Raw genomic sequence first — 13443 nt, 5'->3', positions numbered from 1 at the left:
ACCCGACGAGTTCGGAAAGAACCACGATGTCCGCAGAGAAGACACCCACCCCGCAGCCCGAGGGCGGCGCCGCCCGCCCCGGGCGGCGCACCCCGCTGATCGTCGCCGCGGTCGCGATCGTCGCCGCGCTCGGCATCACCGCGGCCGTCGGCCTCGGTGGCAACGACGACAAGCCCGGCACGGGCTCGAACGCGGTCGCCGAGATCTCCGGCGGCAGCGACTCCACCAAGGCCGCCACCGTCCTCGACCGGCCGTTCACCAAGCCCTCGCTCGTCCTCACCGACACCAAGGGCGAGAAGTACGACCTGCGCGAGCGGACCAAGGGCAAGCCGACCCTCGTCTACTTCGGCTACACGCACTGCCCCGACGTCTGCCCCATGACGATGAGCAACATCGCCATCGCCATGAAGCAGCTCCCCAAGGCCGACCAGGAGAAGCTCCAGGTCGTCCTCATCACCACCGACCCCGAGCGGGACACCCCCGCCGAGCTCGCCAAGTGGCTGCCCGCCGCGGGCGACCCCTCCTTCATCGGTCTCACCGGCGAGTTCTCCACCATCCAGGCGGGCGCCCGCTCGATCGGCATCGGCATCGACCCGCCGAAGAAGGAGAAGAACGGCTCGGTCGTCTCCATGCACGGCGCCCAGGTGATCGCCTTCTCGCCCACCACCGACCAGGGCTACGTCCTGTACGGCGAGGACACGACCGTCGAGGACTACGCCAAGGACCTGCCGAAGCTCATCAAGGGGGAGAACCCGTGAACCGCCGCACCACCGCCCTGTCCGCCGCCGTGGCCCTCGCCGCCTCGCTCGCGCTGACCGGGTGCTCGTCCGACTCCGGATCCGACTCCGCGGGCGGCAAGCCCGAGCTGAAGGTCAGCGGCGCGTTCATGCCGCAGCCGGTGATGGACATGGCCGGCGGCTTCCTCACCGTCACCAACAGCGGCGGCACGGCGGACAAGCTCACCTCCGTCACCAGCCCGATCTCGGACGACATCACGATCCACGAGACGAAGAACCAGAAGATGGTGCAGGTGACGTCCTTCGACATCCCCGCCAACGGGGAGCTGAAGCTCGAACGCGGTGGCAGCCACATCATGTTCATGGAGCTGAAGAAGAAGCCCAAGCAGGGCGAGAAGGTCAGCATCGAGCTCCACTTCGAGAAGTCCGCCCCCCTCAAGGTCGACGTTCCCGTCGAGGCCGCCAACCACAACCCGCAGCAGCACTGAGCTCGTTGACGGAGTGACATACAGATGACAACCACCACCGCCCCGCGCCTCGGTACCGCCGTGGCCCGGCTGCTGATCCTCGCGGCCGCGCTGCTCGGCACGCTGCTCGCCGGCGCCGCCCCCGCCTCCGCGCACGCGGCGCTCACCGGAAGCGACCCGAGGGACGGGGCGGTGGTCGCCACCGCCCCCAAGGAGGTCAACCTGACCTTCTCCGAGCAGGTCGCCATGAGCGCCGACTCGATCCGGGTCCTCGACCCGGCGGGACGGCGGGCCGACACCGGCGAGATACGCGACCTGTGCAGCGGCTCGATCGTCCGGTACGGAGTCGGGCTCCGCGCCGGGCTCCCGGACGGTACGTACACCGTGGCCTGGCAGACCGTCTCCGCCGACAGCCACCCGATCGCCGGTGCCTTCACCTTCTCCATCGGGGCCCCCTCCGCGACCTCCGTCGCGCTGCCCGAGCAGAACGCCGGCGGTGGCCTCGTCGGCGCCCTCTACGGCATCGCGCGCTACCTCTCGTACGCCGCCTTCGCCGTCCTCGTCGGCGGCGGCGCCTTCGTCCTGGCCTGCTGGCCGCGCGGCGCGGGCGTCCGCCCGATCCAGCGGACCGTGGTCCGCGGCTGGCTGACCCTCACGGTCGCCACGCTGGCGATGCTCCTCCTCCGCAACCCGTACACCGGCTCCGGGGAGCTCTCCGACGCCTTCGACCTGGCGGGCCTGAAGTCCGTCCTGGAGACCAAGACCGGGGCCGCGCTCACCTCCCGTCTGCTGCTGCTCGGCGCCGCGGCGCTCTTCGTCGCGGTCCTCTTCGGTTCCTACGCCCGCCGCACCGACCCGAAGGAGCGGAAGGACCTCGCCTTCGGACTCGGCCTCGGCGGCACCGTCGTCGCCGCCGGTATCGCCGGTACGTGGGCGCTGGCCGAGCACGCCTCGACCGGCATCCAGCCCGGCATCGCCATGCCCGTCGACATCCTGCACCTGCTGGCCGTCGCCGCCTGGCTCGGCGGACTCACGGTGCTGCTCGTCGCCCTCTACCGGGCGCCCTCCGTCGAGCGCTCGGCGGTGGCACGCTTCTCGAAGGTCGCCTTCGGCTCCGTGGTCGTCCTCGCGGCGACCGGGCTCTACCAGTCCTGGCGACAGGTCGGCTCCTGGTCCGCGCTGACCGACACCCGCTACGGGCAGCTGCTGCTGGTCAAGCTCGGCCTGATGGCCGTGCTCCTCGGCATCGGCTGGGTCTCGCGCCGCTGGACCCAGCGCCTCGCCGACTCCACGCCCACCGAGCACCCGGCCGAGGCGAAGGAAGCCGAGGCGGCTGGAGAAGCCGAGGCGGACGAGGAAGTCGGGGCCCTCGTCGGCGCCGACTCCGACTCCGGCCCTGAGCCCGACGCCGAGGCCGGCCCCGAGCCCGACGCCGAGCGGGCCGCTCAGCTCGCCCGGCAGCGCGCCGCCGTCGCCACCGCCCGCCGCAAGCGGGAGCGGGACGCCGACCCCGAGCGGGCCGGTCTTCGCCGCTCGGTGCTGACCGAAGCCGCCGTCGCCGTCGTCCTCCTCGCCGTGACCACCGTCCTCACCTCCACCGAGCCCGGTCGCACCGAGGAGGAGGCCGGCCGGACCGGCTCCACCGCCGGCTCGGCCGCCGTGCCCGACCGTCCCGTCGACATCCGGCTGCCGTTCGACACCGGCGGCGTCGACGGCAAGGGCGTCGTCCGTCTCAGCCTCGACCCCGGCCGCACCGGCGCCAACGCGCTCCACGTCTTCGTCGAGCGCCCCAACGGCAAGCCGCTGGACGTCCCCGAGATCAAGGTCGCCCTCACCCTGGAGGCCAAGGACGTCGGCCCCCTGCCCGTCGCCCCCGACCGGATCCAGACCGGACACTGGAGCGCGAGCGGCGTCCAGATCCCGATGCCCGGCGAGTGGAAGATCCAGGTGACCGTCCGCACCTCCGACATCGACCAGACCACCATCGACAAGAACGTGAAGATCGGCTGACCCTCGTGACCGAGAGCGACAACAACGCCAACAGCGACAGCAGCGGCCACAGCGGCGGCGACAGCACCGGCCACGTGGACATCTCCCGGCGGCGGCTGCTCGGCACCGTCGGCGCTGCGGGCGCGGCCGGACTCGTCATCGGCGCGGCCGGCGGCGTCGGGGTCTCCGGGGCCGTGTCGGGCGATGACACCACCACCGCCGGCGCCGGCGGCCCGCAGGCCCTGGCCTCCGTCGGCGCGACCGAGGTGATGTTTCACGGGAAACATCAGGCCGGTATCACCACCCCTCTCCAGTCCCGCGGGCATCTGGTCGCCTTCGACCTGGCCCCGGGCGCCGGGCGCAAGGAGGCCGCCGCCCTGCTGCGCCGCTGGTCGGCCACGGCGAAGGCGCTGATGGCGGGGAAGGCCCCGGCCGGGGACACCGGCATCGCGCTCGACGCCGGGCCCTCCTCTCTCACGGTCACATTCGGCTTCGGCCGTACCTTCTTCGACCGCACCGGGCTGGCCTCGCGCCGCCCCTCCGCGCTCGACCCGCTGCCCGCCTTCTCCTCCGACGCGCTCGACCCGCGGCGGTCCGAGGGCGATCTGTGGGTGCAGATCGGCGCCGACGACGCCCTCGTCGCCTTCCACGCGCTGCGGGCCCTGCAGAAGGACACGGGCGACGCGGCCCGGGTGCGCTGGCAGATGAACGGCTTCAACCGCTCGGCCGGTGCCACCGCGAAGCCGATGACCGCGCGCAACCTCATGGGCCAGGTCGACGGCACGGGCAACCCGAAGCCCACGGAGCCCGACTTCGACCGGCGGATCTTCGTCCCCGCCGGGGCCACCGGCACCGAGGAGTGGATGGCCGGCGGTTCGTACGCGGTGGTGCGGCGGATCCGGATGCTCCTCGACGACTGGGAGAAGCTGCCGCTGGACCGGCAGGAGAAGGTGATCGGCCGCCGGAAGTCCGACGGCGCCCCGCTCACCGGCGGAACCGAGACCACCGAGCTCGACCTGAACAAGTTCGGGCCGGACGGACAGCTGGTGATCCCGGACAACGCCCACTCCCGGATCTCCGCCCCCGAGCAGAACGGCGGTGCGGCGATGCTGCGCAGGCCCTTCTCCTTCCACGACGGAATCGGTCCGGACGGGACACCGGACGCCGGGCTCCTCTTCGTCTGCTGGCAGGCCGATCCCCTCCGGGGGTTCGTCCCGGTGCAGCGCAAGCTCGACCGGGGCGACGCGCTGTCCACGTTCATCCGGCACGAGTCGAGCGGTCTCTTCGCGGTCCCGGGCGGCCCCGCCGAGGGCGAGTACGTGGGCCAGCGGCTCCTGGAGGCGTAGGGCCGGTCCGGCCCCGATCCGACGGACAGGCCGTGACCGCGTCCCGTCACCCCGTTCGAGCGGGCGGCCCGTGCGCCCGGCGACCACTAGGGTGACGGTATGTCCGCCACCCGGTTCACGTATCTCGGCCCCGAAGGCACCTTCACGGAGGCCGCGCTGCGTACGCTGCCCGAGGCCGCGACCCGGGAGCTCGTCCCGATGGTCTCGGTGCCGGCCGCGCTCGACGCCGTACGGAACGGGGAGGCCGCCGCCGCACTCGTACCGATCGAGAACTCGGTCGAGGGCGGGGTGACCGCGACCCTGGACGAGCTGGCCTCCGGCGAGCCGCTGATGATCTACCGCGAGGTGCTGCTGCCGATCGCCTTCGCGCTGCTCGTGCGCCCCGGGACCAGGCTCTCGGAGATCAAGACGGTCACGGGTCATCCGGTGGCCCAGCCGCAGGTCAGGAACTGGCTGCGGGCACACCTGCCCGACGCCGTGTGGGAGTCGGCCGCGTCCAACGCGGACGGGGCCCGGCTGGTCCAGGAGGGCCGGTTCGACGCCGCCTTCGCGGGCGAGTTCGCGGCGGCGACGTACGGTCTGGAGCCGCTGGTCACCGAGATCCACGACGCGGAGAACGCCGAGACCCGGTTCGTGCTCGTGGGGCGGCCGGCCCGCCCGGCGGCGCCGACCGGCGCGGACAAGACCTCGGTGGTGCTGTGGCTGGGTGACGATCATCCGGGTGCCCTCCTCGAACTGCTCCAGGAATTCGCGGTGCGCGGGGTGAACCTGATGCTGATCCAGTCCCGGCCCACGGGGGCGGGGATCGGGAACTACTGCTTCGCCGTGGACGCCGAGGGCCATATCTCGGACCGCCGGGTGGGCGAGGCGCTGATGGGGCTCAAGCGGATCTGCCCCAAGGTGCGCTTCCTCGGCTCGTATCCGCGGGCGGGCGTCGCGGTCGAGGACGTGGCGGCGCTGCGGCGCGGGACGTCGGACGTGGAGTTCATGGCGGCCTCCGACTGGCTGGCGAGGGCCCAGGACGGTCGGGCCTGACCCGATACTGACCGACCGCTCCCGCTGCCGGGAGCGGTCGTCCACAGGTACGAACAACTAGTCCTACCTGCATACTTTTCAGTTACCCACAGAGGTTATCCACAGGGCTCCGCTCGACCTGGGGACAAGTCGACATCGCAAACCGACATGGTCGACAAATCGCCCCAGCGACTCTCTGGCCACTCCCGAGTCGTCCACAGTGCGCTGATGACGCATCCGTCACCGCGTTTCCCAGGATCAACTCTTTGGAGCGAGCAATTCCCACCCGATTGAGTGGGCAAATGGCGTTTGATCACGGAATTGCCAGGTCCGGGGTGAGGAATCCCAAGGAATCCCCGCGACCCTCCCCGTAGTCCACAGAACTTCCGCACAGCCTGTGGATAAGTGAATGCGGCGGCCCCCGGTCCACTTTTCCCCGGGCGGCAATTCGGGCAAAACAACACGCGCAACCTTATCCGGTGGGGTCGCGCAAGCGGGCACCGGTAGCCTGGTGGGGTGATTGACCTTCGCCTGCTCCGTGAGGACCCCGACCGTGTTCGCGCCTCCCAGCGCGCCCGTGGAGAGGACGTCGCGCTCGTCGACGCCCTGCTCTCCGCCGATGAGCGGCGCAGGTCGTCCGGCGTCCGCTTCGACGAGCTCCGATCCGAGCAGAAGGCGCTCGGAAAGCTGATCCCCAGGGCCACGCCCGAGGAGCGCGCCGACCTCCTGCAGAAGGCGGAGCAGCTCAAGACCGACGTCAAGGCCGCCGAGGCCGAGCAGAACGAGGCCGACGAGACGGCCAAGCGGCTCCTGCTCCAGCTCGGGAACATCGTCCACGCGGACGTCCCGGTCGGCGGCGAGGAGGACTTCGTCGTCCTGGAGACGCACGGCACCATCCGTGACTTCGCGGCCGAGGGCTTCGAGCCCAAGGACCACCTGGAGCTGGGCGAGGCGCTCGGTGCCATCGACGTCGAGCGGGGCGCCAAGGTCTCCGGCTCGCGCTTCTACTACCTGACCGGCGTGGGCGCCCTCCTGGAGCTCGCCCTGGTCAACGCGGCGATCGCCCAGGCCACCGAGGCCGGCTTCGTCCCGATGCTGACCCCGGCGCTGGTCCGCCCGCGCGCCATGGAGGGCACCGGCTTCCTCGGCCAGGCCGCGGAGAACGTGTACCACCTGGAGAACGACGACCTCTACCTGGTCGGCACCTCCGAGGTCCCGCTCGCGGCGTACCACATGGACGAGATCATCGACGCCGACAAGCTGCCCCTGCGGTACGCGGGCTTCTCGCCCTGCTTCCGCCGCGAGGCCGGCACGTACGGCAAGGACACCCGCGGCATCTTCCGCGTCCACCAGTTCGACAAGGTCGAGATGTTCTCGTACGTCGCGCCCGAGGACGCGGAGAACGAGCACAAGCGGCTCCTGGACTGGGAGAAGCAGTGGCTGACCGCTCTGGAGCTGCCGTTCCAGGTCATCGACGTCGCCACCGGTGACCTCGGCGCCTCCGCCTCCCGCAAGTTCGACTGCGAGGCGTGGATCCCGACCCAGGGCAAGTACCGCGAGCTCACCTCCGCCTCGAACTGCAACAGCTTCCAGGCCCGCCGGCTCTCCGTCCGCATGCGCGACGAGCAGGGCGGCAAGAAGACCGTGCAGCCGCTGGCCACCCTGAACGGCACGCTGTGCGCCGTACCGCGCACGATCGTGGCGATCCTGGAGAACCACCAGCTGCCCGACGGTTCGGTGCGCGTGCCCGAGGTCCTGCGGCCGTACCTGGGCGGGCGCGAGGTCCTGGAGCCGATCGCCAAGTGAGCCCCTTCCCCTACCGCCTGGTGGCGACGGACCTCGACGGCACGCTGCTGCGCGCCGACGAGTCCGTCTCCGACCGCACGCGGGACGCGCTCGCCGCCGCGACCGAGGCGGGCGCCGCGCACATCGTCGTCACCGGCCGTGCGGTGCCCTGGACGCGGCACATCCTCGACGACCTCGGCTACGAGGGGATCGCGGTGTGCGGGCAGGGCGCGCAGGTCTACCACGCCGGTGAGCACCGGCTGCTGACCTCGCTGACCCTGGACCGGCAGCTCGCCGGGCTCGCCCTCTCCAAGATCGAGGCGGAGGTCGGCCCGCTGGCGCTGGCCGCCAGCCGCGACGGCCTGGAGGGCGAGGTCCTGATGGGCCCCGGCTACCGGATCCAGGAGGGTCCCCTGCCGTACGTGCCGTACGAGGACCCGGCGGAGCTGTGGGCGGCGCCGCTGACCAAGCTCTACCTCCAGCACCCGGAGCTGAGCGACGACGAGCTGGTGCGGATCGCCCGCGAGACGGTCGGCGGGCTCGTGGACGTCGTCATGGCCGGGCCGGGGATCGTGGAGATCCTCCCGCTCGGCCTGAGCAAGGCGACGGGGCTCTCCCTGGCCGCGCGCCGGCTGGGCGTGAAGGCTGCGGAGACGATCGCCTTCGGCGACATGCCGAACGACATCCCGATGTTCGCCTGGGCGGCACACGGTGTGGCGATGGGCAACGCGCACGAGGAACTGCGGACGGTGGCGAACGAGGTGACCTCGTCGAACGAGGAGGACGGCATCGCCGTCGTCCTGGAGCGCCTGCTCTCCGCCTGAGCCTCCTGCCTGGACCTCCTGCCTGGACCTCTTGCCGGAGCGCCTGCTTCGGCCCGAGCCTCCCTGAACCGACGACGAAGGCCCGCTCCCCGAAAGGAGCGGGCCTTCGTCGTTCACGGCCTCGCGCGGACGCCTGTCCACGCGCTCGAAGCGGCCGCTTCCGGGAGATCCCCCGTTTCCCCCGCACAACTAGTGTGCGCCGTGCCCCTGTTCGGGAGCGACTGGTTTTCCGCGGGTCAGCGGATAGCAGGCGAGGCCGATCGCCAGGGAGATCGCGTGCCCGAGGTCGGTGTACGTACGACCGGTCACGAGCGGTACGAGGAAGAAGGCGACGGCTCCCGCGAGGTAGAACCAGCGCCAGGGGCGGGGCAGTCGGTAGGTCAGGATGCCCACGGAGGCGGCGAGCCCGTAGCTGACCCCGATGTCGACGACGTGCGCCATGCTGCGCGGCACGTCGTGGTCGCGGATGGCGTCCAGGACGAGTTGCTGGCTGATGAGCGTCGCCGCGATGTGCGCCGTGGCCACGACGAAGAGCCACTTCGGGGTGCCGAGCCAGCGTTCCACGGGGGCGTGGAAGAGCTCGAAGAGGACCGCGTACAGCAGCAGGTCGGCCGGGTTCTCGATCCAGAACGCGCTGCCGAGCAGGGCGCGCACGGGGTGGTGCGCGAGCTGGTGGAGGTTGCTGCTGTTGCGGTGGAGGAGGTAGGCCTCCAGGCCGTCGGGGGAGAGCGCGATGACGAGGCTCGTGATCGCGATGACCAGCAGCCAGACATGCGTACCGGGTGACGAACGCACCCACGACCTGATCGGTCGGGACGGTTCGCCACCCGGCGAGGTGTCTCTGCCCGGAGAGGCGTCGCTGCCCGGGGATTCTGTGTTCGGCACCTTTCAGTGCCTATCACTTGAAACCAGGAGAAACCTTAGAAATTGATCATGTGTCCGGCAATGCCGTGGATGGCTTCCTTCACGGCCTCGCCCAGCGTCGGGTGCGCGTGGACGTTCCGCGCGACCTCGTGGACCGTGAGGTCCCACTGCTGGGCCAGCGTCAGCTCGGGCAGCAGCTCGGTGACGTCGGGGCCGATCAGGTGGGCGCCGATGATCTCGCCGTGCGTCCCGTCGGCGATGATCTTGACGAAGCCCGTGGCGTCGCCGAGACCGTGCGCCTTGCCGTTCGCCACGAACGGGAACTTGGCGACCTTGACGTCGAAGCCCTTCTCGCGGGCCTGCGCCTCGGTCCAGCCGAAGCTGGCGATCTGCGGCTGGCAGTAGGTCGCGCGCGGGATCATCGGGTAGTCGAGCTCCATCGTCTCGGCGTCCCCGATGGTCTCGGCCGCGATGACGCCCATGGCCTCGGCGGTGTGCGCGAGCATCAGCTTCGCGGTCACGTCGCCGATGGCGTAGATGTGCGGCACGGAGGTGCGGCAGCGGCCGTCGACGTCGATCGCGCCGCGCTCGGTGAGGGCGACACCGGTGGCCTCCAGGCCGTAGCCGGTGACGTTCGGGGCGAAGCCGATGGCCTGGAGGACCTTGTCGGCCTCCAGGACCTTCTGGACGCCGTCCTTGCCGGTGACGGTGACGCGGACCTGCGGGCCGGACTCGTCGATGGCCTCGACCCGGGTGGAGGTCAGGACGTCGATGCCGAGCTTGCGGTACTGCTTCGCCAGCTCCTTGGAGACCTCCTCGTCCTCCAGCGGGGCGATCCGGTCGAGGAACTCGACGATGGTGACCTTGGTGCCGTAGTTGTTCAGCACGTACGCGAACTCGATGCCGATCGCGCCGGCGCCGGCGATGACGATCGACTTCGGGGCGTCCTCGGCGAGGATCTGCTCCTCGTAGGAGACGACGCGCTCGCTGCGGGCCGTGCCCGGGAGCAGGCGCGGGGTGGCGCCGGTCGCGATGACGCAGTTGTCGAAGGTGATCGTCTCCGAGGTGCCGTCGGCCTTCGCCACCTGGAGGGTGTTCGCGTCGAGGAAGGTGCCCCGGCCGTTGAACTCGGTGATCCCGTTCTTCTTCATGAGGAAGTGGACGCCCTTGACCCGGCCGTCCGCGACCGAGCGGCTGCGGCGGTAGGCGTCGCCGTAGTCGAAGGTGACCGTGCCGTCGACCTTGATGCCGAAGGTCTTGGCCTCGTGGTTGAAGATGTGGGCGAGCTCGGCGTTGCGCAGCAGCGCCTTGGTGGGGATGCAGCCGACGTTCAGGCAGACACCGCCCCAGTACTTCTCCTCGACGACCGCGACCCGCTTGCCCAGCTGGGCGGCGCGGATGGCGGCGACGTAGCCGCCGGGGCCAGCTCCGAGTACGACGACGTCGAAGCGGTCTGACATGACTGACTCCCGAGGGTGGTGAGGGTGTTCGGTCCGCGTACGGCCCCACAGTAGTCCGGTGTCCCGCGCGGGGTCAGTTGTAGGATGACTGGGCAACCGGGCGAATGGAGAGGTCGGAACGGCATGGCACTCAAGGCGGCGGGGCGGACCTCGCTGGTGGACTCCGCGGTGGAACAGCTCCGTGCGCAGCTCACCGACGGGGAGTGGGCGGTCGGCGACCGCATTCCCACCGAGCACGAGCTCGCGCAGCAGCTCGGCGTGGGCCGCAACACCGTCCGCGAGGCGGTCCGGGTCCTCGTCCACGCGGGGCTCCTGGAGTCCCGGCAGGGCAACGGCACCTTCGTCAGGTCGACCGCCGATCCGGCCGCCGTGCTGCGCGGGGTGCGCCACGCGGGCGCGGCGGACGTGCTCGAACTGCGGGTCGCCCTGGAGGCGGAGGCCGCCCGGCTCGCGGCGGTACGCCGGGACACCCACGACCTGCTGCGGCTGCGGGCGGCGCTGACCACCCTGCGGGAGGAGGGCGACCGGGACGCGGACGCGGACCTCGCCTTCCATCTGGCGGTCGTGGGCGCGACGCACAACGCCGCCTTCGTCGAGGTGTACCGCTTCTTCTCCACGCAGGTGCACGAGGTGCTGGTGGAGGCGCTCGGCGACCGGGAGATGCCGCCCGTCGACATAGACGCCCACGAGGCCCTGGTGGAGGCGGTCGAGGCGGGCGACCCGGAGGCGGCGGAGCGCCAGGCGCGCGAGCTGCTGCGGTTGCCGCTGGAGACGATCGCGGCGCTGGAGCAGGACCTGGCGGAGCAGGACCTGCCGGAGCGGAACCTGCCGGAGCGCAACGGATGACCGCGATACGTACGGGAGGCGAGGCCCTCGCGGAGGCGGAGGGGCCGGCGCGCGTCCTCGTCGATGCCGAGGCCGGGGTCGCGCCGTCGGCCGAAGGGGTCGCGGCCCGCCGCGCACTGCTCGCGCACCCGGCGGTGCTCCTGATCGGGATCGTCCTGGCCTCGCTGAACATGCGGGTCGCCCTCGCGAGCGTGGCGCCCCTGGTGGGCGAGATCTCCACCGCCTTCGGTCTCTCCTCGACGGCGAGCTCGCTCGTCACCTCGGTGCCGGTCCTGTTCCTGGGCGTGGGCGCGCTGGTCGCTCCGTGGCTGGGTCGCCGCTTCGGCGCCGAACGGGTGCTGTTCGCCGCGCTCCTCCTGCTCGGCGTCGGCATCCTCGCGCGCGTCCTGCCGTCCGTGTACGCGCTGTACGGCGGCGGGATCCTCGTCGGTACGGCGATCGCCCTGCTCAACGTGCTGATGCCGGGGCTCATCAAGCGGGACTTCCCGGACCGGGCCGCGGCGATGACCTCCGTCTACACGGGTGCGCTGATCGCGGGCGCGACGGTGGCGGCTGCGGCCTCGGTGCCGCTGGAGGAGGCCCTCGGCGGCGGCTGGGAGGCCTCGTTGGGCTTCTGGTCGCTGCTCGCCGGGGTCGCGGCGCTCGCCTGGCTGCCGCAGGTGCTGATCGCCAAGGGCCGTACGGGGCACGAGGTACGGGCCGTCCCGGCCGGCGCCAAGCCCCCCGTGAGCGTCTGGCGCTCGCCGCTGGCCTGGCAGGTGACCCTGTTCATGGGCGGCCAGTCGCTCTGGTCCTACGTCCTGATCGCCTGGATGCCGACGATCTTCACCGATCACGGCATGAGCCGCTCCACGGCCGGGATGATCTTCGCCTTCAACACCCTGACCCAGATCGTGGGCGCCTTCGCGGTGCCGCTCCTCGCGGGCCGGATGCGGAGTCAGCGCCCGCTGATCGTCCTGGTCACGACGCTGGTCGCGGCCGGTTACGCCGGTCTGCTGATCGCGCCCGCCGAGGGCGCCTGGCTCTGGGCGGCGCTGCTCGGCGTCGGCCAGGGCGGCGCTCTGGGCCTCGCGCTGACCCTGATCGTGCTGCGCTCGGGGGACGCGGTGACCGCGGCCAGGCTGTCGGGGATGGCGCAGACGGTCGGCTATCTCCTGGCCGCGGCGGGCCCGCTGGTGGCCGGCGCCCTGCACCAGGCCACCGGCTCCTGGTCCCTGCCGATCTCGCTGGTCCTCGTCGTCTGCGCGGCGTCCCTCGCCGTGGGCCTGCTGGCGGCCCGGAACCGCACGGTCTGAGGTGTGGGGGGGCGGTACGGCTCCGGGAGGGCCTCCCGGAGCCGGGGCGACGACCCTCGGAGCCGTACCGCCGCTGTGTCGTCCCGTCCCGGGGGCCTACTCCTCGCCCGCCAGGGTCAGCGTCCGCAGCTTGTGGCCGGCGAACCAGGTCGCCGCGACCGTGACCGCCACGAGGAGGACGGTCGCCGTGGTGAGTCCGACCTCGGAGTCGATCAGGCCGTCGCCGGTGACCTTCTCCGCGAGGGCGAGCGACCACTGCTGGACGCTCAGGGTCTTCGCGCCGGAGATCAGGGAGCCGAAGAGGGTCTCCCAGACCAGCGCGTAGACGAGGCCGATGACGACCGCGTGCCGGCTGACCGTGCCGAGCAGCAGGAACAGCGCGCTGTAGGCGATGGAAGCCACCAGGGCCGCCACCGTGTACGCGACGGCCACCTGCTGGCCGTTGCCGTTGAGGATGAATCCGGCGATCAGCGTCGGCACCGCCGAGAAGACCATGGTCACGGCGATCGCCACGATGAGCTTCGTGAAGATGATCGTGGGCCGCTTCACCGGCTTGGACAGCAGGTAGACGATCGAGCCGTCGTCGATCTCCGGCCCGATCGCGCCCGTGCCGGCGATCACGCCGATCAGCGGCACCATCGTGGCCAGCGCGAAGCCGCCCAGGACGTCGGCGGCGACCTGGTCGTCCGCGCCGCTGAAGGCGCGCACCGCCCCGGCGATGAGCACGAGCAGGGCGGGCAGCAGGAAGAGGATCAGCGCCCGCCGGCGGCCGAGGAGGGCCCGGTAGGTGAGCCGGGCGACTGTGGGGTTGTACAT

12 protein-coding genes are annotated in these 13443 nt (G+C 71.4%); 9 read left to right on the top strand and 3 right to left on the bottom strand.

The features are described from left to right. Positions 1 to 26 precede the first annotated feature (26 nt). The 7 genes from ACFC0G_RS06335 (at position 27) to ACFC0G_RS06305 (ending at position 8162) form a co-directional block, all read left to right on the top strand. Positions 27 to 758 (top strand): SCO family protein, encoded by a 732-nt coding sequence (locus tag ACFC0G_RS06335; RefSeq protein WP_376398034.1) that lies wholly within the window; start codon positions 27 to 29, stop codon positions 756 to 758. Next, positions 755 to 1225: a copper chaperone PCu(A)C gene (locus ACFC0G_RS06330; protein ID WP_376398031.1), complete on the top strand. Its 471-nt coding sequence runs from the start codon at positions 755 to 757 to the stop codon at positions 1223 to 1225. The genes ACFC0G_RS06335 and ACFC0G_RS06330 overlap by 4 nt, the downstream gene beginning before the upstream one ends. Before the next feature lie 24 nt (positions 1226 to 1249). Continuing rightward, positions 1250 to 3214 (top strand): copper resistance CopC/CopD family protein, encoded by a 1965-nt coding sequence (locus tag ACFC0G_RS06325; RefSeq protein WP_376398028.1) that lies wholly within the window; start codon positions 1250 to 1252, stop codon positions 3212 to 3214. A 74-nt stretch (positions 3215 to 3288) separates the two neighbouring features. Next, on the top strand, positions 3289 to 4539 hold the full coding sequence (efeB, locus tag ACFC0G_RS06320) for an iron uptake transporter deferrochelatase/peroxidase subunit (RefSeq protein ID WP_376398465.1): 1251 nt from the start codon (positions 3289 to 3291) through the stop codon (positions 4537 to 4539). Positions 4540 to 4638: 99 nt separating this feature from the next. Further along, positions 4639 to 5574, top strand: a complete 936-nt coding sequence (gene pheA / locus ACFC0G_RS06315) for a prephenate dehydratase (protein WP_376398025.1) — start codon at positions 4639 to 4641, stop codon at positions 5572 to 5574. 495 nt (positions 5575 to 6069) lie between these two features. Next, positions 6070 to 7359, top strand: a complete 1290-nt coding sequence (gene serS / locus ACFC0G_RS06310) for a serine--tRNA ligase (RefSeq protein ID WP_376398023.1) — start codon at positions 6070 to 6072, stop codon at positions 7357 to 7359. After that, positions 7356 to 8162 (top strand): HAD family hydrolase, encoded by an 807-nt coding sequence (locus ACFC0G_RS06305; protein WP_376398020.1) that lies wholly within the window; start codon positions 7356 to 7358, stop codon positions 8160 to 8162. The genes serS and ACFC0G_RS06305 overlap by 4 nt, the downstream gene beginning before the upstream one ends. A 189-nt stretch (positions 8163 to 8351) precedes the next feature. On the opposite strand, the gene ACFC0G_RS06300 is transcribed toward ACFC0G_RS06305, so the two are convergent. Together ACFC0G_RS06300 and lpdA are read right to left on the bottom strand one after the other, a co-directional pair. Beyond that, on the bottom strand, positions 8352 to 8969 hold the full coding sequence (locus tag ACFC0G_RS06300) for a rhomboid-like protein (protein WP_376398463.1): 618 nt from the start codon (positions 8967 to 8969) through the stop codon (positions 8352 to 8354). Between the two features lie 113 nt (positions 8970 to 9082). Continuing rightward, on the bottom strand, positions 9083 to 10486 hold the full coding sequence (gene lpdA, locus ACFC0G_RS06295) for a dihydrolipoyl dehydrogenase (protein WP_376398019.1): 1404 nt from the start codon (positions 10484 to 10486) through the stop codon (positions 9083 to 9085). A 123-nt stretch (positions 10487 to 10609) separates the two neighbouring features. On the opposite strand from lpdA, the gene ACFC0G_RS06290 reads away from it, so the two are divergent. Together ACFC0G_RS06290 and ACFC0G_RS06285 are read left to right on the top strand one after the other, a co-directional pair. Further along, complete coding sequence (locus tag ACFC0G_RS06290) at positions 10610 to 11332, top strand: FadR/GntR family transcriptional regulator (protein ID WP_376398016.1); 723 nt, start codon at positions 10610 to 10612, stop codon at positions 11330 to 11332. Then, a complete protein-coding gene (locus ACFC0G_RS06285) occupies positions 11329 to 12627 on the top strand; it encodes a CynX/NimT family MFS transporter (RefSeq protein ID WP_376398013.1) in 1299 nt (432 codons plus the stop codon). Before ACFC0G_RS06290 ends, ACFC0G_RS06285 begins: the two co-directional genes overlap by 4 nt. 96 nt (positions 12628 to 12723) lie before the next feature. Here the strand turns inward: ACFC0G_RS06285 and ACFC0G_RS06280 are convergent, their stop codons facing one another. Next, positions 12724 to 13443, bottom strand: a complete 720-nt coding sequence (locus ACFC0G_RS06280) for an ABC transporter permease (protein ID WP_376398010.1) — start codon at positions 13441 to 13443, stop codon at positions 12724 to 12726.

It is taken from the genome of Streptomyces sp. NPDC056169 (assembly GCF_042268445.1).
Lineage (GTDB): Bacteria > Actinomycetota > Actinomycetes > Streptomycetales > Streptomycetaceae > Streptomyces.
Note: the sequence above shows the minus strand (reverse complement) of the source record. Positions and strands in the feature narration are given on the sequence as shown.